Source organism: Streptomyces sp. NPDC006655, from assembly GCF_040703965.1.
Classification (GTDB): domain Bacteria; phylum Actinomycetota; class Actinomycetes; order Streptomycetales; family Streptomycetaceae; genus Streptomyces.
Map to the genome: position 1 here is coordinate 22,474 of NZ_JBEYJU010000082.1, position 19,548 is coordinate 42,021.

Sequence of the window (19,548 nt, forward strand, 5' to 3'; positions counted from 1 at the left end):
ACCGGCTGTCATGGACAGTATGGCTGCCGCACGGCTCCCGGCCCGGTCGAACGTCTGCCCGCGGCAGTCCGCGAGGCCATACGTTCCCGTTTCGCTGACGCGCGGCCCGTCTGCCCCTCCCCTCGCGCAAGGCGATGTCCTGCTCACGGCGGACGTGTTCAGGACGCCAGCGTCCGTCCGCCGAGCGACGCACGTTGCCAGGCGGCAGTGCGGTCCTTGCCGACCAGGGCGGCCCTGACGCCCTCCAGGAAGTCCGGCGTGCGGATGGTCGTGCGCGTGAGGGCGAGTTCGGCCTCCAGGCACTCGCGCAACGTGCGCTGTCCGCCTCGGGCCAGCAGGGCGTGGGTGATCTCCAGACTCTGCGGCGAGGCGGACTCCAGGGCGCCCAACGCGGCTGCGGCCCAAGGGGTGTCGAGGTGACGCAGGCATTTGTCGATCTCGCCGAGGGCCGACGCGCCGAAAGCCCAGTCCACGCCCCCGCGAACCTCCGCCAGCCTGCTCTTTGCCACCGGGGAACGGCCGGCGAGACGCTTCAGGACGACGTCCACCGGCTCATCGGGGCCGCCGGCCAGGGCGTCCCCCGCCGTGTCCAGCAGGTCCGCGGGACCTGAGGGGCAGGCACCAGGCACCTCAAGACCCTTGCACACGGCGCGGAGCGGCTCGACGAGCTTACCGGCGGCCACGGCGGGGCTGCGGCACCGCCTTCGCCCCCCGCCCTGGGACGCGTTCGCCGCCGCTACCCCAGGCTCCCGGTCGAACTCATCACCGCGACACGGCAGTTCGCCCTGCGTCCGTCCGGTTTCGATCCTGCTCTCGTCATCGGCGTTCCCTCCAGCAGCCGCCTTGTGACCGAGCACCCCACCGACTGCACGACCTCGCACTGGATCAGAGCGGACCACGTCTCACCCCCGGCCTCCAGGGCGCGGGCGACTGCGCCGCTGGACGCCTCCCCGGTCGAGACGGGGCCCGTCTGCGATGCCCTGAAGGGCCTCCTCGCATCCATGAGGCTGATTCACCACATCTGAGTTTACTTTCATATACTCAGACAGTAGCGTCATGACCTGCACATCGACCCGGCTGCCGCAGGGGAACCCGGCACGGCACCCGCCCGAGAAGGAGCACCACCATGGGAGTAAGCCCACAGGCACACGAGTTCGCGGAGTTCCTCGCGAGCGTGAGCGCGAAGTCGTCGACACCGGGCCTCGACCTGGCCGTCATCCGTGACATCGTCGACTCGAACCACAAGGCGTCGAGCGAGCCGGAAGGCGTCACCTACGCCGAAGCGGACGCGGGCGGCGTCCCCGCCCTGTGGGCCGTCCCCGAGGGCGCCGATCCCGACCGCGCGCTGCTGCACTTCCACTTCGGCGGATCCGTCACCGCCTCCATGCACTCCGACCGCAAGGCCGCGGGACACATCGCGAAGGCGGCCGGCGCCCGCTCGCTGGTCGTGGACTTCCGCCTGGCACCCGAACACCCCTATCCGGCGCAGCTCGACGACGCCGAGACCGCCTACCGGTGGCTGCTCGCGCAGGGCTACGAGCCGCAGAACATCGGCAGCACCGGCCACTCGATCGGCGGCACCCTGGCGGTGATGCTGCCGCTGCGCCTGCTCGCCAAGGGCGAGACCACGCCCGGCGCGATCGTCAGCGTCTCCCCCTGGACCGACCTCACGCTCCAGAACCCGGCAGTGGACGCCAACGAGACGAACGACAAGATGCTCAGCCGGGGCACGCTGGAACTCTTCCGGGGCGCCTGGCTGCAGGACCCCGCCGTCGACTTCACATCCCCCGAGATCAGCCTCGTGAACGCCGACCTGACCGGCCTGCCGCCCACGCTCGTCTACTACGGCGAGTACGAGACCCTCGCCGACGACGGTGCGCAGCTCGGCCGCCGCCTCGCGGACTTCAAGGTCACCACCGAGACCCACGCGATGCCCGAAGGGCAGCATTCGTTCGTCCTGGGCGCGGGCCGCGTACCCGAGGTGGACCAGGCCATCGGGCAGATGGGCCAGTGGCTCCGCAAGCACCTCGGCGCGTGAGCGAAAGCCGCGCCTGACCTCAGGTCTGCCCGCCAGGCCGCCGCACCACCGCGATGCCGGTGACCGGCCCACCGGTCAGCGGCATCCTGCTCGACCACGCCGACCGGCATACGGTACGTGTGCCCGACACCGTTCCGCACGCAACCACACCACCGTCCCGATGCCACAAAGGAGTGCGCGATGGGAACGTACGAGGATGTCTTCCGCGCCAGTACCGAGGACCCGGAGAGCTTCTGGCTGAAGGCGGCGGAAGGCATCGACTGGGATGTCACTCCGCGACGCGCCCTGGACTCCTCGGGCGCGCCCTTCTACCGCTGGTTTCCCGACGGACGGCTCAACGTCTGTTTCAACGCACTCGACCGGCACGTCGAGGCCGGCCGGGGTGAACAGCCCGCGCTCGTCTACGACTCCCCCGTGACCGACGCCCGCCGCACCTACACCTACACGCAGCTGAGAGACGAGGTGGCGGCCTTCGCCGGAGTTCTGGCGGGGCTCGGCGTGGGACACGGCGACCGGGTGGTGATCTACATGCCGATGGTCCCCGAGGCCGTCGTCGCGATGCTCGCCTGCGCGCGGATCGGCGCGGTGCACTCGGTCGTCTTCGGCGGGTTCGCCCCGCGCGAACTCGCCCTGCGCATCGACGACGCGGCCCCCAAGGTCGTGGTCTCCGCCTCGTGCGGCATCGAGGGCAAGCGGGTCATCGCGTACAAGCCCATGCTCGACCGGGCGATCGAACTCGCGGCCCACAAGCCCGAGAAGAGCGTGATCCTGCAACGCCCGCAGGAGTCGGCCGAGTTGGGGCCGGACGATCTCGACTGGGCGGATCTGGTCGCCGCCGCGTCCCCGGCCGACTGCGTTCCCGTCCCCGCCACCGATCCCCTCTACATCCTCTACACGTCCGGGACGACCGGAAAACCCAAGGGAGTCGTCCGCGACTGCGGCGGCTACGCGGTCGCCCTGCACTGGTCGATGGGCGCCGTCTACGACGTGGGCCCGGGCGAGACCATGTTCACCGCCTCCGACATCGGCTGGGTCGTCGGGCACTCGTACATCGTCTACGCGCCCCTGCTGGCCGGCGCCACGACCATCCTTTACGAGGGCAAGCCGGTCGGCACACCGGACGCCGGCCAGTTCTGGCGCGTCGCCGCCGACCACCGGGCCAAGACCATGTTCACGGCGCCCACGGCCTTCCGGGCCATCCGCAAGGAGGACCCGAAGGGAACACTCACCGCCGAGCACGACCTGACCGGCCTGCGGTATCTCTTCCTCGCCGGCGAGCGCCTCGACCCCGAGACCTACCACTGGGCGAGCGCCCTCCTGGGCATCCCGGTCATCGACCACTGGTGGCAGACCGAAACCGGCTGGCCCATCGTCGCCAACCCGGTCGGCATCGAAACCGCTCCCCTCAAACCCGGCTCCCCCACCCGCCCGCTCCCAGGCTGGGACGTCCGCGTCCTCGACCCCTCGGGCGAGCCCGTACCCGCGGGCGTCGACGGCGCGATCGTCGTCAAGCTCCCCCTGCCACCCGGCGCACTGCCCACCCTCTGGAACGACGACGACCGCTACGTCGCCTCCTACCTCTCCGCCTACGACGGCTACTACCTCACCGGCGACAGCGGACACATCGACGACGACGGCTACGTCTTCGTCATGGGCCGCACCGACGACGTCATCAACGTCGCCGGACACCGGCTGTCCACCGGCAGCATGGAAGAAGCCCTCGCCGCCCACCCCGACGTCGCCGAATGCGCCGTCATCGGCGTCGCCGACGCCCTCAAGGGACAGATCCCGCGCGGCTTCGTCGTCCTCAAGACAGGCAGCGACCCAGAACCGGGCGAGGTCGAGGCCGAACTCGTCCAGCTCGTCCGCGAGCGCATCGGCGCCGTCGCCTCCCTCAAGGACGTCACGGTCGTAGCGGCCCTGCCCAAGACCCGCTCGGGAAAGATCCTGCGCAAGACCATGCGCGGCATCGCCGACGGCCACGACGAACCCATCCCCTCCACCGTCGACGACCCCGGCGTCATCGAAACCCTGCGCCCGGTTCTCCGCCGCACCGATCACACGCCGTGAACGGCTGCCCCAGGACATGAGCCACGGGGAGCACGTTCCACACCGACGGACGTCGGTGTGGATCACCTCGCACGCGCTGGACAGTTTGACGCCTCTGGCTGACAACCGTGCCGATCGCCCGCACCGTGCCCGTGTCCACGGTGATCCGCCGCAGGAACTTCACCGTCAGGTCCAGCGAGGTGTACGCCACGCGGTGGCGGCCCCCGGCGTGTGGGACCGCACGGCCGACGAGACCGGGTGGACCGCGTTGCTCGGCGAGCGGCGCGGTGGCCCGGACGTCTCCCCGTACGCCGCCCCGGCCCGCGCGGAGGATCTGTCCGGGCTGCCTCCGGCCTTCCTCGACGTCGGCTCGGCCGAGACGTTCCGCGACGAGGTCGTCACCTACGCCACCCGCCTGTGGCAGGCCGGCAAAGTCGCCGAGCTCCACGTATGGCCCGGCGGCTTCCACGGCTTTGACGGCCTCATCCCCCAGGCAACCCTCTCCCAGGCCTGCCAGACGGCCCAGAGGGAGTGGCTGCGCCGGCTGCTCGCGGAGTAACGGGGCGGGCTGGAGCCCGAGGGGCACGCGGCCGACGGACTCGACGGTGTGGAGTGCCGACCCGGCTCGGCCGACTGCCGCTGTTGGTTGCTGGAAGGACCGGTCGCGCTCGCCCGTGTTCGTTGCCGGTCGAGTCACCCCTACCCGCGGCTGTCATGGCAGGGATGACGTCTTGACGTCTTGGCGTTGTGGCAGCGTGAACAGGTGGTCCGGGGGTCAGGTTCCGGTGCCGTAGCGGCTGAGCATGAGGGCGACGGCTTCGTCCACGATCGCGGCGTCGGTGGGGTTGGGCGGGACGAAGTCGGTCCGGACGAGCTGGGGCCACAGGAACTGGGCGCAGATCATGCCGAGGAACTGTTCGGCGACCTCGGCCGCCGACTGTGGCTGTCCGCCGGCCGAACGGAAGTCGAGTGTGCCGGCCTGCGCCTCGGCGTCCAGGTAGTCGCGGAGCCGGTCGAAGAAGGGTCCGCGGTCGATGGCGAAGCCGGTGCCGACGATGTCGGCGAGTTCCGGCATCTGGGGCAGCTCGGTGATGATGAGGCGGCACAGCGCCGCCGTGCCCGGCCGCGCGACCAGGCAGGCGTAGTCACGGCCGATGTGGTCCAGACCGTACCGGGGATCACCGGGCGGGGGCGGCTCGGCGTACTCCACATCCAGCTGCCACTGTTCGGAGGTGACGGCCGCGAACAGCGCGGCCTTGGAGGGGTACCGCTTGAAGAGGGTGCCGGTGGAGACGCCGGCCTCCCTGGCGATCTGAGCCAGGGAGGTCTTGTCGTATCCCCGGGCGAGGAAGAGGTCGCGGGCGGCGCGGATGATGCGCGCGCGGTTCTCCGCTTTGATCTGCGCGTGATAGCCGGCTCTGGTCTGCGCGTCAGACCCGGCCTGGCACGTATCGCCACCGGTCTCCGCTCGGTCCGCCACCGGCATACCCACGCTCCTCGCCCGTCTCCCGGCCGCGTCCCCGCTGTCAGAGGACGGTCTGGCCGCCGTCCAGGATAAGGTCCTGGCCCACCGCGAAGGCGGAGGCATCGCAGGCCAGGTACACGACGGCCTCCGCGACCTCCTCGGGCATACCCATGCGGCCCAGCGGGATGCCGGCGCTGATCCCCTCCAGCACCGCCGCCTGCTGCGCAGGGTCCTCGATCCCGAGCTTGGAGTACAGCGGGGTGTCCACCGGGCCGGGGCTGACCGCGTTGAACCGGATGCCGTGCGACCTGAGCAGGTCCGCATTCCACGACCGCATCAGAGAGGAGACAGCCGCCTTGGTCGCGGCGTAGGCGTTCGAATGCCCGTAGCCGCCGTGCGCGCTGCTGGACGCGTTGAGGATGACCGAGGACGGATTGGCCAGCACGGGCACCAGGGCCTGCGTGAGAAAGAAGACGCTCTTGACGTTGATGTCGAAGAGCCGGTCGAAACTGTCCTCCGTGTGATCCTCGAACGGCCGCCAGTCCGAGACACCGGCGTTCAGGAACACCACGTCCAGCTTCCCGAAGTGCTCACGCACCTGCTTCGCCAGGCCGCGCTGCGCGTCGAGATCGCGTGCATCGGCCTGCACCACCGGCACCTTGTCCCCGAGGATCTGCCGCGCCTTGTCGATGCTGGCCGGAGTGACGCCCGTGACCAGCACGTCGGCCCCCTCCGCGACAAATCGCTGTGCGGTCTCCAGGCCGATCCCGCTCGTTCCGCCGGTGATGAGGGCGCGCTTGCCCGCAAGACGATTCATGATGATTGTTCCTTGCCGAGACGAAAGGTAAGTCGGTGGACTCACCACTCGAAGGTAGCTCCCGCACACCCCGGAGGCAAGTCGATCCACTTACCATCGGTGGCCGGGGGGTCTGCTGAGCCGGGAAGGCGGCGAGCGAGCGGGCCGCTCCCGGCGACCGAAGCTCCTGAGATCCACGCCGCGGGACGCTGTTCCAGCACCCCGCCGGTATGCCCAGAGCCCGATGAGCGCCGCGAGATGTGTGCGGGGCCGCCCGGGTCGGGAAGACCACCATCTCCCGGCTCCTCACCGGCGGCCGCGACATGGCATTCGAGTTGCGCACGCCTTGCGCACCGGCGGCGCGGATCGCCGCCGCGCGAGCGGGGTGAGGCCCGCCCCCCGCCTCGAAACCGAGCCGGATCAGGCAGCGTCGACGAATATGTCGAGCGCGAGATCACCCTCGAATCCGGCAGGGCTGTAGACGGACAGGTCGGTGACGCCTTCGTCGCGCAGGACCTCGTCGTCGATGAACAGGTTGGCGGTGCACGTGCGCGCGTCACGCGTGAGGACGGCGTACGCGGCGTCAGCCATGATCTTGCGGACTGCGGGCTTGTCCGGCGCCGCCGACCACGTTGCGCACGGCGGCGGTGTCGATCAGGGTTCGCGGCCACAGCGAGTTGGCGGCGACGCCGTCGGCGGCGAGTTCCTCGGCGAGCCCGATGGTGCACAGACTCATCCCGTACTTCGAGAGCGTGTAACCGAGATGCCTGCCCACCCAGTGCGGCGCGAGGTTCAACGGCGGCGAGAGCGTGAGGATGTGCGGGTTGTCCGCCGCGCGCAGGTGCGGGATCGCGGCCTTGCTCAGCAGGAACGTGCCGCGCGTGTTGATGTCCTGCATCAGGTCGTACCGCTTCATCTCCAGCTGCTCCGCCGACGACAGGTCGATCGCGCTGGCGTTGTTGACCACGATGTCGATGCCGCCGAAGGCAGTGACCGCGGCGTTGACGGCGGTGCGTACGTCGTCCTCGTCGCGGACGTCACCGACGACGGCCAGCCCCTTGCCCCCCGTGCGCTCGATTTCGTCGACCGCGGTGTGGACCGTGCCTTCGAGCTTGGGGTGCGGTACGGCGGTCTTGGCGAGCATCACGACGTTCGCACCGTCGCGGGCCGCGCGCAGGGCGATGGCGAGTCCGATGCCGCGGCTGCCTCCCGACATCAGGACGGTCTTGCCGGCCAGCGTTCGTGTCATGGTCGAACCTCCACAATCGATTGGACAACTAATCATATGTGATGCGAATGATATGGTCCGCGCATGACTTTCACTCCCGCACGCCAGAGCGACCGGCTCTACCACGAGCTCCTCGCCCCCGAAGAGACCCAGTCCGTACGCGCCGCCGTGCGCCGGATCGCGGAAGAAGAAGTGGCTCCGCACGCCGCGGCGATCGCGAACGGCGACGAGCGCACCGACGGCTTTCCCCGGCAGGTGTTCGACGCGCTCGCATCGGCGGGGGTCTTCCGGATCCCCTTCCCCGGCGAGGCCGGCGGCGACGGTCTGACCCACCCGGCGGCCGCCACCGCCGCGGCGATCGAGGAACTGGCCTACTACTCCAGCAGCGTCGCGGCCGTCTTCGACGTGCACTGCATCCTGGCGGGCAACGCCCTGCGGCAGGGCACCGAGGAGCAGCAGCAGCGCTGGCTGCCCAAGGTCGCCAAGGGCTCGGTGGTCGGCGCGTTCGCCACCACCGAGGCGGACGCCTCCAGCGACCTGTCTCCGCAGGCCGTTCGGACCGAGGCCGTACGCACCGAGACCGGCTGGGTGCTGAACGGCCGCAAGCGGTGGATCTCCAACGCGCCCGTGGCCGCCTTCGTGGTGGTTCTCGCCCGCACCGGCGAGCGGCTGAGCATGTTCATCGTCGACACAGCGCTTCCGGGCGTTCAAGTGGGCCTTGCCGACCGCAAGATGGGCAACCGCGGCCAGCTCACTGCGGACATCCGCTTCGCGGACGTACACCTGTCCGACGGCGACCTCCTCGGCGGCGCCGAGGGACACGGACTGCGCCACGCACTGACCACCCTCACCTACGGCCGGATCGGCATCGCGGCCGCCGGGGTCGGCATGGCACAGGCCGCCTTCGACCACACCGTGGCCCACCTGTCGACGCGCCACGCCTTCGGCAAGCCGGTGGCCGCCAACCAGCACTGGCAGTTCCTGCTCGCCGAGCGGGCCACCGAGATCGACAACGCCCGCACCCTCGTCACCAAGGCCGCCCTGCGCCTGGACGCCGGCAACCCGTCCCCGGAACCCGAGGCCGCGATGGCGAAGTACTACGCCACCAAGCTGTCGGTGGACATGGCGCGCGACGCCGTCCAGGCTTTCGGAGGCCTCGGCTTCGCCCGCGAACTGGGCGCCGACGGAAGCCCCGGCCCCGTCGAGGCGATCTACCGGGACAGCAAGATCGGCGAGATCTACGAGGGCACCAACGAGATCCAGAAGTGGGTCATCGCCCGGCAGATCTTCGGCCGGACCATCACCGGCTGACGGCCCCGCGCATCCCCTGCCCTCGAGCCCCGATTCAGCGCACCGAGATCGCTGCCCCGGTCCGGTCACCTCACGGGTCCGGCCGCCTCAGGCCTTCTCGTACGATGGAGCCAGACGATACGCAGGGCTAACCATAGGCGGGATAAACGATGTCCGAGGCTCCGCTGGTACCGGGGACCGTGGCCGAACACACCATCTGCCTGCTGGTCAAACTCGGACAGGTGGCATTCAGGATCGCCGAAGACGGCATCAGCGGAACCGGCCTGCGCGTGCGCCACTACAGCGTCCTGCAGGCCCTGGCCGACAATGGAGCCATGCCGCAACTGGCGCTCGGCTCGTTCCTGCGCATCGACCCGGCGACGATGGTGACGAGCCTCGACGACCTGGAGCGGGCCGGATACGCAGAGCGGACACGCGACCCGCAGGACCGACGCCGGTACGCCGTCGACATCACCGACGACGGGCGCAAGGTCCTGGCCGACCTCAACCGCACACTCGTCGGTCTCGACAGCGAAATCCTCGCCGACCTCGGCACCACTGAACAGCACTCGCTCCACACCCTGCTGGGCAGCCTCGCCGCAAGTCCCGCCCTCACCGCCATGTTCGATGCCGTCCGCGAGCAGAGCGGCACGAAAAGGGCTTGACAGCAGGAGGAGATCTCGACAGTCCGGGGCGATACGCCTCGGCTGTGACGGCCGGGCTGCACGGCCGGCCAGCCGCCCCGGTCCACTGATTCGAGGCCGCTCGCCTTCGCGGTCGTCGGCGGCTTCGAGGCAGTCTGCCCGCTTACAGGTCGTTCGACGGCGACAATCTCACGGGGCTTCAGCGCCCCGTTGCCACGTCGCAGGCCCATGCAGCCGTCACCGACCGCGAGCCACGTCGGCTTCGCGTACTCCGGCCTCGGCGGCACCGCGCCTGCCCTGAGGGCGCCGAGGCCGAAGGCGGCGACCGGTCCGGGCGCAGGCAACCGAGGTACGCGGTCTCTTGTGCTACATCAATAACGAAGTTATGTTGCCGCCATGAAACGTGACTTGCTGGGCAGAAAGCTGGTTGTCACCGGTGCGGCACGCGGTATCGGGGAGAAGGTGGCCCGCCTGGCCGCCGCCCGCGGGGCCCGGGTGACGGTGATCGGCCTCGAAGCGGATCGGTTGCGGGCTCTTGCCGACGAGCTGGGTCCCGCCGCTTCGTGGCACGAGGCCGATGTGCGCGACGGGGCCGCTCTGCGGTCGGCGCTCGACGAGGCTGCGGAGGTCATGGGCGGCATCGACCTCGTGGTCGCCAATGCCGGCGTCGTGGCGTACGGGACGGTGCGGCAGACGGACGAGGCGTCGTTCGAGCGGGTCCTGGACATCAACCTGAACGGTGTGTTCCGCACCCTCAAGTACGCGACGCCGCACCTGGAGCGCAGCCGGGGCCACGTGCTGGTCGTGGCGTCCGCGCTGTCGTTCATGCCGCTGGCCGCGATGGCCTCCTACGGCGCGAGCAAGGCCGGGGCCGAGCTGCTCGCCCTGACCTACCGGCAGGAGGTGGCCCACCTCGGAGTCACGGTCGGCGTGGTGCACCCCTCCTGGATCGACACGGACCTCGTGCGAGGCGCCGAGGCGGACCTCCCCTCGTTCCAGGACCTGCGCGCGCGACTCCCCTATCCGGGCAATGTCACCACGAGCTCCGACCGGGCGGCCGCCGCGATCGTCGACGCACTCGTACGCCGGCGCGCCCGCGTGTACGTCCCGCGTGCGGTCGTCGTGGCCAACTGGGCCAAGGCGGCGCTGAATTCACCGCTGGCCTGGCCCTGGGCGAGGCGCTTCGCGGCCCGGGCGGTGCCGTCCCTCGAACGGGAGGTCGCGGCGCTGGGGAGGCAGGACCAACTCACGCCCGGCACAGATGCCCCTCCCGCGCAGACCAGGGCGTCCTAGCCGGCCGCGCACCGGGGCAGCACCCGACGACCAGGCTTCTCAGCGGCCTTGGGCGATCGAGTCGTACAGGCGCGCGCCGGCCTCGTGGGAGGCTTCGGCACGTTCGCGCTGGTCACCGAGCCCGACAGCGAAGTTCACGCCCATCGGCAGGAGGACCTGCGTCACGGCGTCGCCGAACTCGACGAAGTGTTCAGCCAGTTCGAGGGTGATGTAACCGTGCACGTAGCTCCACAACTGGGCGGCGACGGCTTCGGGTTCCTGCCGCTCGACCCTGCCGGAGTCCACGAGCCGTTCGCATGCCGCGGTGACATGGGCGTGGGCTTCCCGAAAGGCCGGGGAGTGCCCGCTCAGGCGGCGGTCCGTATCCGGCAGAGGCCGGTAGGTCGCCCGAGTGGACAGTCCGAACATCAGGTCGTAGAGGTGAGGGTTCGCGCGGGCCTGCCGACGGCAGGTCAGGGCCATGGCGAAGAGATCCGCGATCGGGTCCTCCGTCACCGGTACCCGGCCGAACGCCGCGCCGAGTTCCTTGAACCCGTGGTCGGCGACAGCGCTCATCAGCTCGGGGATCCCGCCGAAGTGGCTGTAGACCACCATCGTCGACAGTCCGCTCGCGGAGGCCACCGTGCGCGCCTTCACAGCCGACGGACCCTGCTCGGCCAGCAGGCCGATGGCCGCCTGCACAAGTCGTTCCGGTGCGTCTTCGAGCCTCGCCCGCCCTGCCATGTACCGCACGCCTCCACCGTTGACACACTAGAAATAACTTGGTTATGTAATTCCTCACGGCAATAGTACACATCGCACGTGACGTGCCGCCTTCGATACACGCGTCCGCCTTCGGACACGTCATCACGCGCTGGTCCAGTCTCCTGCCGCCCGTGCGGGCACAGCGTGTCGGGGCGAACCCGACCTCATCGCTGCGACACGCATCCGCGGCCGCCCCGGCGCACTTTCCCACCCCGCCATGAACTCAGCACGGGAGCAGAACTCATGCCATACAAAGACAAGGGCCGTCTGACGGTCGAAGATCGCGGGGCCGTCCTGATCGTCCGGGTCGACGGCGGCCCGCATCAGGAGTTCGGCCTCGACATCGCCCAGCAGCTGGACAGGCTGGTGGCCCGAGCCGACCGCGATCCGAACGTCCGTGCCGTCGTCTTCACCGGGGCGCATCCCGAGCGGTTCGTCAGCCATGCCGCGGTCCGGTGGCTGCAGGAGGAGGGCGCCGCGAGCCCTACGGTCGGCCGACGCGGTGCCGCGGCCGTCGTACGCCTGGCGAAGCACGTGGACCGCTCCCGCGTCCTCGGGCCCGTGATGCGCAGGACCCCGATGCGGGGAGCCCTGCAGCTGGAACGTCTGCACACGACCTTCCTGCGGATGAACGCCAGCGGCGTGCTCTACGTCGCCGCCCTCAACGGTTCGGCTCTCGGCCTCGGTGCGGAGTTCGCCTGGGCGTGCGATCTGCGGGTCATGGCCGAAGGGGAATTCTTCATCGGCCAGCCGGAGATCCTCCTCGGCATCATCCCGGGCGGTGGCGGCACCCAGCGGCTGACCCGCCTGATCGGCACCCACCGGTCCCTGGCCGCGATCCTCGAAGGCAAGCCGTTCACGCCCGCGGAAGCTCTCGCCAACGGGGCGGTGGACAAGGTCGTCGCGCAGGACAAGGTGGTCGCGCAGGCGGTCGAACTCGCCGAGCACTTCGGGAAGCGGTCGAAGGGGTCGGTCGCGGCCGCCAAGAGGTCGGTGTACTTCGGCGGCTCGATGTCACTGGAGGACGGCCTGCACGTCGAACGCGCCGAGTTCTTCACCCGGGTCATATCGGAGGAAGGCCAGAGGCTGATGCTCGACCACCAGGCCACTACCGACGCCACCGGCGAACTCCCGCTCTACACACCGGGCACCTACGCCCGGGCCCTCGCGTCGGGCAGCATGCCGGGCCTTCGCCCGACGAGCGGGCGGTGAACCGACGATGACCACTGCGCAGTCCTTCACCCGTCACGACATCACGTTCCCTTCCGGCGACAGCACCTGCGCCGGCTGGCTCTACCTCCCCACGGGCGTCACGTCTGCGCCCGTCGTCATCCTCGGGCACGGCCTCGGCGCCATCCGCGAGATGCGCCTGGACGCCTTCGCCGAGCGCTTCGCACAGGCCGGCATCGCCGCGATGGCCTTCACCTACCGGCACTTCGGCGACAGCGGCGGCCACCCACGCCAACTCCTGTCGATCAAGCGTCAGCTCACCGACTGGGACGCCGCCATCGCCTACGCCAAGGCACGCACGGACGTCGACCGCACCCGCATCGCCGTATGGGGCAGCTCGTTCGGCGGCGGCCATGCCATCACCATCGCCTCCCGCCACCCCGAACTGCGCGCGACAGTGTCCCAATGCCCCTTCACCGACGGTCTCGCCTCCGCGCTCGCGCTCGGCCCTGCCGCCTCACTCAAAGTCCTCCCCGTGATAGCCCGCGATCTGGCAGCCAAAGGCCGCGGAAAACCACCCGCGATGGTGCCGATCACCGCCACCCCCGGCACACCGGCCCTCATGAACGCCCCGGACGCCCTGCCCGGATACCAGGCGCTCCAGCCTGCGGGAACGACGTTCCGCAACGAGGTGGCGGCGAGGGTCATCCCGACCATCCTCGCCTACCGGCCCGGGCGCGCGGCCAGGAAGATCGCCATGCCGATCCTCTTCTGCGTCAGCGACACCGACTCCGTCACGCCTCCCGCCCAGACCCTCCGCTACGCGCGCACCGCACCCAAGGGAGAGATCAAGAGGTACGACGCCGGCCACTTCGACTTCTACACCGGCGAGACCTTCGAAGTACTGGTGCGCGACCAGATCGAGTTCCTCACCCGCCAGCTGACCCCGGCAACCGCCACATCAGCTGCGTGACCGGACCGCATCACACCCAGACAGGTACGCCCTCGCCATGAATTTCGCATCTCTGCCCGACCGCCGCGCGGCCCTCGACCCTGATGGGGCCGCGGTCTCGGACGGCCGCCAGGCCCTCACCAACGTCCAGTTGCTGCGTCGCGTCCAGGCGTCGGCACGTCACCTGAAGGACCTCGGGGTCGGCCCCGGCGACGTCGTGGCCCTCAGGCTCACCAATCGCGTCGAGTTCGTGGTCCTGCTGTTCGCCGCCTGGCGGCTCGGCGCCACCATCACGCCGGTCAACCCGAGCATGACCGACGTCGAAGTCGCCCGGCAGCTCAAGGACTCCGGCGCACGCCTCCTGGTGAGCGAGGACGGTGAGGCCGCCGTGGCGGACGGGGCTGCCGTCCTCGCCGTCGGCGAACTGCACCACGCAGCGGCGGAGCCGGATCAAACACCCCTTGCGGACCCGTCCGCGCTGGCCCTGCTCATCTACACCAGCGGCACGACCGGGGTTCCCAAAGGGGTGATGCTCGACCACGCCAACATCGACGCCATGGCGGACATGGGGCGTCGGGCGCTGGAGGTCGGGCCGGCAGACCGGTGCCTGCTGATCCTGCCGCTCTTCCACGTCAACGGCATCGTGGTCAGCACCCTCATCCCGTTGCTGGCGGGCGCGAGCGTTGCCATCGCCGACCGGTTCCATCCCGAGACCTTCTTCGACGTCGTCGAGCGCGAGCGCCCCACCTTCTTCAGCGCCGTGCCGACGATCTACAGCATGCTCGCGGCGCTTCCGGACCAGGTCCGCCCGGACACGTCGTCCCTGCGCTTCGGAGTCTGCGGCGCGGCACCCGCCTCCGCCGAGCTGCTGACCCGGTTCGAGGCCCGTTACGGGTTTCCGCTCGTCGAGGGGTACGGGCTGTCCGAGGGAACCTGCGCATCCACCATCAATCCTGTCGCGGGCCCCCGACGCGCCGGAACCGTGGGACTGCCTTTCCCCGGCCAGGAGATCCGGATCGTCGACGCCGACGGCAGCGAGGTGCCGCCGGGCATGGAAGGAGAGATTGTCGTGCGGGGACCCAACGTCATGCGGGGCTATCTCGGCCGCCCGGAAGAAACAGCAAACGTCCTCGTCGACGGCTGGCTGCACACCGGCGACGTGGGCCGGCTCGACGCCGACGGATACCTGACCCTGGTCGGACGTTCGAAAGACATGATCATCCGTGGCGGGGAGAACATCTACCCCAAGGAGATCGAGGACGTCCTCGTCGGTGACCCATCGGTGCTCGAGGCCGCCGTGATCGGCGTCCCCGACGAGAAATGGGGAGAAGTCGTCGTCGCCTACGTCCAGCCCCGACCGGGTTCGACCGTCGATCCCTCGGCGCTGCAGTCTCTCTGCGCACGCAGCCTCACCGGCTTCAAGCGCCCGACCGCGTTCTTCGTGGTGGAAGCCATCCCGAAGAACGCGGTCGGCAAGATCGACAAGGTCTCGCTGCGCGCCGCCCACACTGAAGTCTCTGCGCGGACCTGACCTCCATGGATGGCGCTGCGGGCTGTCTGCGGTGGCGGCCCTCAGCTCCATGCCGAGGGTCGAAGGGCAGTTCCGGGGCTCCCCGGAACTGCCCGAGCTTCGCCACACGCCCCGCCTGCCGGGACATCCGCGGAGTTGCTCGCAACGGCGGCGCAGGCCCTTGGCTGACTGGGCGGCGACGGTGAGGGCCGTCGCCGCCCAGCCTGACCGGTGCGCTCGCTCCCAGGCCGCAGACCGTGAGGAACCTCAGCGACGATGCGGTTCAAGCAGGACGGCATAGACGGCTCGGGCATCTCCACGCTGATGTCGGACGCCGGGCTCGCCAACGGAGCCTTCTCCGCGCACTTCGCCTCCACGGACGACCTCGTCGCCCACGTCATGGCCGACCACGTGCGCACGCAGGTCGCGAGCTACGGCACGCTGCGGCCCGGCCGCGCGGGACTCGAGGACAGCCTCCTCGGCCCGGGCGTCAACAGCACTCCATGCTCACTGTCGTTCGAGGAACTCGAGCGCCGTCTCCACCTGCGCCGGTCAGCTGCGGTCCTTCGGCCTGAACGTGGATCACCAACTCCTCGATCAGCCGGGTCATCCACCGCTTTCACCGACTGCGGGACAGTTACCCAAAAGAGGTCCCTACCCGGATTCACAGGCAGCCCAGTCCGCTTTGAGAATCTCTGCCATCACGTCATCTTGTTCCGAGGTGAGTTGACCGGCGTTCCTTTTGGCACGCGTCTTGCAGAGCCAGGGTCCGATCATGACGCGTTCTCCGTCGACCTCAACCCATTCCCGGGCACCGGGCGGCCGGTTCCAGTGCTCGACGAAGACCCGGAGGATCTGCGCGGTCTGCTCGAAGGAACGGCGGAGCCGCTTCGCCGCGGGGGGGCTCATCCGCCTCGCAGGGGGCAGGGCGGTGGCGTTCGGGGTCAGCCGCAGGCGGGCGAGGAGGTCGCGTTGCCCGGGGGCGAGCTGGTCCCAGGTGGAGAACTGGCGGTGCAGCCAGCTTCCCGCCTTCACCTCGTCGATCACCGTGTCGCGGCGCAGCGTGGTGGGGCTGTGGCCGGCTTCGATGTGGCGTCGCAGGAGGTGGTATTTGCGGTGCCAGTCGGGGCCGTGCGGGAGGGTCCAGTGGGGGTCCAGGGCCGTGAGCTGGGCGTGGCGGTCGGGGTGGAGGCGGTGGTTGCGGGCGAGGGCTCGCTGGCTGACGAGGAACTGGCCGCCGGGCTGGTGGAGAGGGATGGCGAGGTGGCCGTGCTCGGTGTGGAAGGCGGTGACGGTGGTGAGGTGGCCCTGCCAGACTGCTTCGTGGTCGTCCCAGATCATGCCGAGCGCGTCGAGGTCGGCGGTCCAGTCCTCGGTGAGGATGCCTTGTCTGCGGGCGGTGCGCTGGCCGGCGATGAAGCTGCCGAGCCGGTAACCGTAGGCGTCCTCGTAGTCGGTGGGGACGCGCAGGTGGTGGTGTTCGGCGTGGAAGCGGGTCGCGGCCGCCAGCCCTGCCCGGCGCGGGGCGGAGAGGGCCGCGTTGTCGGCGGGCCAGGCGATCAGGTCCATGGCCCGGGCGATGGCGTCGGGGTCGAGGGTGAAGTCGAAACGGAAGCGGCGGGCGAGGAGCGTGCGGGTGCCTTGTCCGAGGCGGTGTTTGGCGGTGGTGCGCGGAGCGCGGGCGGCGATGGTCTGGTCGTGGTGGCGCAGGGCCGCGGTGACGAGCCAGAGGGCTTCGTAGGGGGTGCCGAGGAGGTCGGTGGGATCGGCGCCGTGGGGGACGTAGGCGGGGATGACGAGGCTGGCGGTCTTCGTGGCCTGGGTGGGAGGTTTACGCAGGGCGCGGCCGAGGGCTTGGACAATGCGGCGGACGCTGGCAGTGCGGTCAGCGAAGACGACGGCGTCGACGGCCGGCAGGTCCACGCCCTCCCCCAGCACCTGGGCGTTGGTCAGCACGGCGCGGTCGGCGGCGGCGAAGTCGGTCAGGATGTCGTGGCGCTGGCCGGGGCTGTGGGTGCCGTTGATCGACTGGACGACCAGGTCGCTGGTCCAGGCGGGACGTTGGGCTTCGGTGAGGGTGCGCAGGGTGTGGGGGAACTGGCGGGCGAAGTCGGTGGCGTCGGCGACCTGCTGGAAGTACACGATCACGTGGTGGAGGTCGTGTTCGGTCATCGATTTGAGGATCGCCAGGTGCAGGGCGGTGGTGCGGCGTGCGGCCGGGCCGAAGCCAGCGTGCGTGTCGGGGGTGGTGAGTACGGTGCGCAGGTGGGTGTCGGTGATCGTGGGGACGACCAGTTGATAATCGGCGAGGACTCCGTCCTCGATGGCGTCGGCGTGACTGTAGGTGTGCAGGCGGGGGCCGAAGGTTTTGGGGTCTGCCATGGAGGCGACGAGGGCGGGGGTGTCCCAGGCGGGTGCGGTGGCTGCGGTGCGCCTGGGCTGGGGGCGGGTGGTGGGTGCTTCGGTCAGGCGGGGTGGGTCCCATTCGTAGGGGGTGGCGGTCAGGTAGAGACGGCGGTCGGCGCGGATGCGGGTGTGGTCGTGCAGGACGGTCCAGTCCTTGTCCCAGCTTCCCGCGGTGCGGTGTGCCTCATCGACGATCAGGAGGTCGAAGGTCGGTGCGGGAGCGCGGGTGTGCTGGGTCTGTTCGATTCTCGGGAGGGAGTCGAGCGTGACGAAGACGGTGGCGCGCTCGTGCCGGGCCAGCCAGGTCGCCAGGAACTCCGGGTTGTTGGTGCTCTGCACGGCCGCTCCAGCCAGGACCGGGTGCTTGGCCGCAGCCAGGGAAGAGACGGCCATCATCGGCTCTGGACGTCCGTCGTTGCGGGCTGTGCGGACCCACTGTGAGATGAGGTCCAGACTCGGCACGGCGATCAACAGGTGCCGGGCATCAAGGGCTTCGGCGGTCCGCAGCGCGGTGAGCGTTTTTCCAGTGCCGCAGGCCGACACCATGTGTCCGCGGGTGTGTGCGCGTGCCAGGTGACGTGCCGCACTGTCCACGGCCCGCTGCTGGTCCGGGCGTAGCGGGAGCCGGACGGGGCGGGCGCGGGAGGCGGTGACGGCGGCGATCTCGGCGATGGGCTCCTCGGAGGGCATGAAACAAGATCCTCAGTGCGCGATGGAACGGTGGCCGGCGGGATCCATCGTGTCGGGTGTCCTTCGCTGAGTGGTGTTACGGGGGCTTGCGGGCCGGGCCGGTCGGGCGTGGGTCGTGTCGTGCAACGCTAGGGGATGCCGCGGGGCTGGTCTGGAGGCTAGGCGAACAGGGCTTCCACCAGGACTGCTTGGAGCCTTCCTTCTTCCAGGGCGGTCGTGATTTCGGCTGCGGAGGGGTCCCCGGTGAGGCCGGTGCACAGGACCGCGCAGGGCGGCTCGTTCTGGACCATCTTCCACATCGCGTCGGACAGAACGGTGGCTGGGACGCGGAAAGTCTGCGTCTCTTCAAGGGTGGGGCCCTCGCAGTAGAGGCCCCTGAAGGTGCGGTCCTCGGTGGCGAAGACTGCCTTCCACTTCTGGTGGGCCTCGGGGATGGCCTCTCCCTGCCAGGTCGGCCAGATAAAGCGGCTTGGATCGACGCCGGTCTCGGCCAGGTGGGTGGCGGGGCTCACCACGATCACGATCACGTCGGTGCCCAGAGTGACTTCATTGATGAGTTCGGTCAGACGGTTGACCTGTACCTGTGAGGCGGGGAGTGTGACGTGGGTGAGGCCGATGTTGAAGACAGGCAGCCGGCCGGGCGAGTGGAGCGGTGTCGTCATCATGCTGTACTCCTGGTTGAGGTTGTTCGGTTCTTTCGTGCTTTTGGGCTGCGGTACGTCTGGTGATGTCAGCCGGGGCTCGGGTTCCGGGTCTGTTGGGCGGGTGCGGCGGGTGCTGCCGGGAGGATCCGGTACAGCTGTTCGTGCGCGAGGGGGGGCGGAGCGGAGGGACGCCCGTGGTCCCGTGGTCTGCCGGTCGGTACGGCGGTTCAGGGTGTGCGGTGCCGGTGGCGTGAGATCCAGCGCATGTCGAGGGCTTCCAGGGCGTCCAGTTGTTCTCGCGAGAGGGCCTGCGGAAAACGCCGTTTCTCGGCGAGCCACCTTCCCAAGGCGAAGGCGGCTGCGTCCTCTGAGGTTCCCCCGCTGTGCGGGGCGGCTGACTAGCCGGTCAGGGCGGTTTGACGTGGTTTCAGGTTCACTTGTTCGGTCGTTGCCTGGTCGGCGTAGTGCTTCTCCTCGTACTCGATCGGGCTGAGGTAGCCGAGTCGTTTCTGGATGCGGCGGGGGTTGTAGAAGCCGTCGATGTACTCGAAGAGCGCGAGGTTCACTTCGGCTCTGGTGGCGAAGATGCGGCCGCGGATGCACTCGGTCTTGATGACCATCCACAGGTT

At 69.6% G+C, this 19,548-nt stretch carries 17 protein-coding genes and 3 pseudogenes; 10 read left to right on the top strand and 10 right to left on the bottom strand.

Annotated elements, in window-relative coordinates:
- Positions 1–158: 158 nt before the first annotated feature.
- Positions 159–683 carry an enoyl-CoA hydratase/isomerase family protein gene (locus AB0958_RS33910; protein ID WP_366894302.1) on the bottom strand — a complete coding sequence of 175 codons (525 nt, stop codon included), beginning with the start codon at positions 681–683 and terminating at the stop codon, positions 159–161.
- A 443-nt stretch (positions 684–1,126) separates the two neighbouring features.
- On the opposite strand from AB0958_RS33910, the gene AB0958_RS33915 reads away from it, so the two are divergent.
- Both AB0958_RS33915 and AB0958_RS33920 read left to right on the top strand, forming a co-directional pair.
- Complete coding sequence (locus tag AB0958_RS33915; RefSeq protein ID WP_366894303.1) at positions 1,127–2,038, top strand: alpha/beta hydrolase; 912 nt, start codon at positions 1,127–1,129, stop codon at positions 2,036–2,038.
- 180 nt (positions 2,039–2,218) lie between these two features.
- Complete coding sequence (locus AB0958_RS33920) at positions 2,219–4,108, top strand: propionyl-CoA synthetase (RefSeq protein ID WP_366894304.1); 1,890 nt, start codon at positions 2,219–2,221, stop codon at positions 4,106–4,108.
- A gap of 82 nt (positions 4,109–4,190) precedes the next feature.
- Here the strand turns inward: AB0958_RS33920 and AB0958_RS33925 are convergent.
- A pseudogene (locus AB0958_RS33925) lies at positions 4,191–4,298 on the bottom strand (aromatic compound degradation protein PaaI); the annotation flags it as partial.
- Between the two features lie 15 nt (positions 4,299–4,313).
- Here AB0958_RS33925 and AB0958_RS33930 point away from each other — a divergent pair.
- Positions 4,314–4,646: pseudogene (locus AB0958_RS33930) on the top strand (alpha/beta hydrolase fold domain-containing protein); the annotation flags it as partial.
- A gap of 216 nt (positions 4,647–4,862) precedes the next feature.
- Here the strand turns inward: AB0958_RS33930 and AB0958_RS33935 are convergent.
- The 4 genes from AB0958_RS33935 to AB0958_RS33950 form a co-directional block, all read right to left on the bottom strand.
- Complete coding sequence (locus AB0958_RS33935) at positions 4,863–5,573, bottom strand: TetR/AcrR family transcriptional regulator (RefSeq protein WP_366894305.1); 711 nt, start codon at positions 5,571–5,573, stop codon at positions 4,863–4,865.
- A 40-nt stretch (positions 5,574–5,613) separates the two neighbouring features.
- Complete coding sequence (locus tag AB0958_RS33940) at positions 5,614–6,369, bottom strand: SDR family oxidoreductase (protein ID WP_366894306.1); 756 nt, start codon at positions 6,367–6,369, stop codon at positions 5,614–5,616.
- A gap of 399 nt (positions 6,370–6,768) precedes the next feature.
- Positions 6,769–6,939, bottom strand: a complete 171-nt coding sequence (locus AB0958_RS33945) for a hypothetical protein (protein WP_366894307.1) — start codon at positions 6,937–6,939, stop codon at positions 6,769–6,771.
- Positions 6,932–7,597, bottom strand: a complete 666-nt coding sequence (locus AB0958_RS33950) for an SDR family oxidoreductase (RefSeq protein ID WP_366894308.1) — start codon at positions 7,595–7,597, stop codon at positions 6,932–6,934. Before AB0958_RS33950 ends, AB0958_RS33945 begins: the two co-directional genes overlap by 8 nt.
- 63 nt (positions 7,598–7,660) lie before the next feature.
- Here AB0958_RS33950 and AB0958_RS33955 point away from each other — a divergent pair, with 63 nt between their 5' ends.
- The 3 genes from AB0958_RS33955 (at position 7,661) to AB0958_RS33965 (ending at position 10,803) form a co-directional block, all read left to right on the top strand.
- Entirely contained in the window at positions 7,661–8,887 is a 1,227-nt protein-coding gene (locus tag AB0958_RS33955; protein WP_366894309.1) for an acyl-CoA dehydrogenase family protein, read from the top strand.
- A 149-nt stretch (positions 8,888–9,036) separates the two neighbouring features.
- Positions 9,037–9,531: a MarR family transcriptional regulator gene (locus AB0958_RS33960; protein WP_366894310.1), complete on the top strand. Its 495-nt coding sequence runs from the start codon at positions 9,037–9,039 to the stop codon at positions 9,529–9,531.
- A gap of 375 nt (positions 9,532–9,906) precedes the next feature.
- On the top strand, positions 9,907–10,803 hold the full coding sequence (locus AB0958_RS33965; RefSeq protein WP_366894311.1) for a short-chain dehydrogenase/reductase: 897 nt from the start codon (positions 9,907–9,909) through the stop codon (positions 10,801–10,803).
- 39 nt (positions 10,804–10,842) lie between these two features.
- Here the strand turns inward: AB0958_RS33965 and AB0958_RS33970 are convergent, their stop codons facing one another.
- Positions 10,843–11,526 (bottom strand): WHG domain-containing protein, encoded by a 684-nt coding sequence (locus AB0958_RS33970; RefSeq protein WP_366894312.1) that lies wholly within the window; start codon positions 11,524–11,526, stop codon positions 10,843–10,845.
- 264 nt (positions 11,527–11,790) lie between these two features.
- Here AB0958_RS33970 and AB0958_RS33975 point away from each other — a divergent pair, with 264 nt between their 5' ends.
- From AB0958_RS33975 to AB0958_RS33990, 4 genes and pseudogenes are all read left to right on the top strand, one after another.
- Positions 11,791–12,759: an enoyl-CoA hydratase/isomerase family protein gene (locus AB0958_RS33975; RefSeq protein WP_366894313.1), complete on the top strand. Its 969-nt coding sequence runs from the start codon at positions 11,791–11,793 to the stop codon at positions 12,757–12,759.
- A gap of 7 nt (positions 12,760–12,766) precedes the next feature.
- The gene (locus tag AB0958_RS33980) at positions 12,767–13,690 is read left to right on the top strand and encodes an alpha/beta fold hydrolase (protein ID WP_366894314.1); all 924 of its coding nucleotides are present in this window, start codon (positions 12,767–12,769) and stop codon (positions 13,688–13,690) included.
- Positions 13,691–13,727: 37 nt separating this feature from the next.
- Positions 13,728–15,200 carry an AMP-binding protein gene (locus AB0958_RS33985; protein WP_366894315.1) on the top strand — a complete coding sequence of 491 codons (1,473 nt, stop codon included), beginning with the start codon at positions 13,728–13,730 and terminating at the stop codon, positions 15,198–15,200.
- A gap of 255 nt (positions 15,201–15,455) precedes the next feature.
- Positions 15,456–15,650 (top strand): annotated as a pseudogene (locus AB0958_RS33990) (TetR/AcrR family transcriptional regulator); the annotation flags it as partial.
- Positions 15,651–15,833: 183 nt separating this feature from the next.
- Here AB0958_RS33990 and AB0958_RS33995 read toward each other — a convergent pair.
- The 3 genes from AB0958_RS33995 to AB0958_RS34005 all read right to left on the bottom strand — a co-directional run.
- A complete protein-coding gene (locus tag AB0958_RS33995) occupies positions 15,834–18,275 on the bottom strand; it encodes a Helicase associated domain protein (RefSeq protein WP_366894316.1) in 2,442 nt (813 codons plus the stop codon).
- Positions 18,276–18,433: 158 nt separating this feature from the next.
- The gene (locus AB0958_RS34000) at positions 18,434–18,940 is read right to left on the bottom strand and encodes a hypothetical protein (RefSeq protein WP_366894317.1); all 507 of its coding nucleotides are present in this window, start codon (positions 18,938–18,940) and stop codon (positions 18,434–18,436) included.
- 377 nt (positions 18,941–19,317) lie between these two features.
- A partial coding sequence (locus AB0958_RS34005; protein WP_366894318.1) for an IS3 family transposase occupies positions 19,318–19,548 on the bottom strand: 231 nt, incomplete at its 5' end.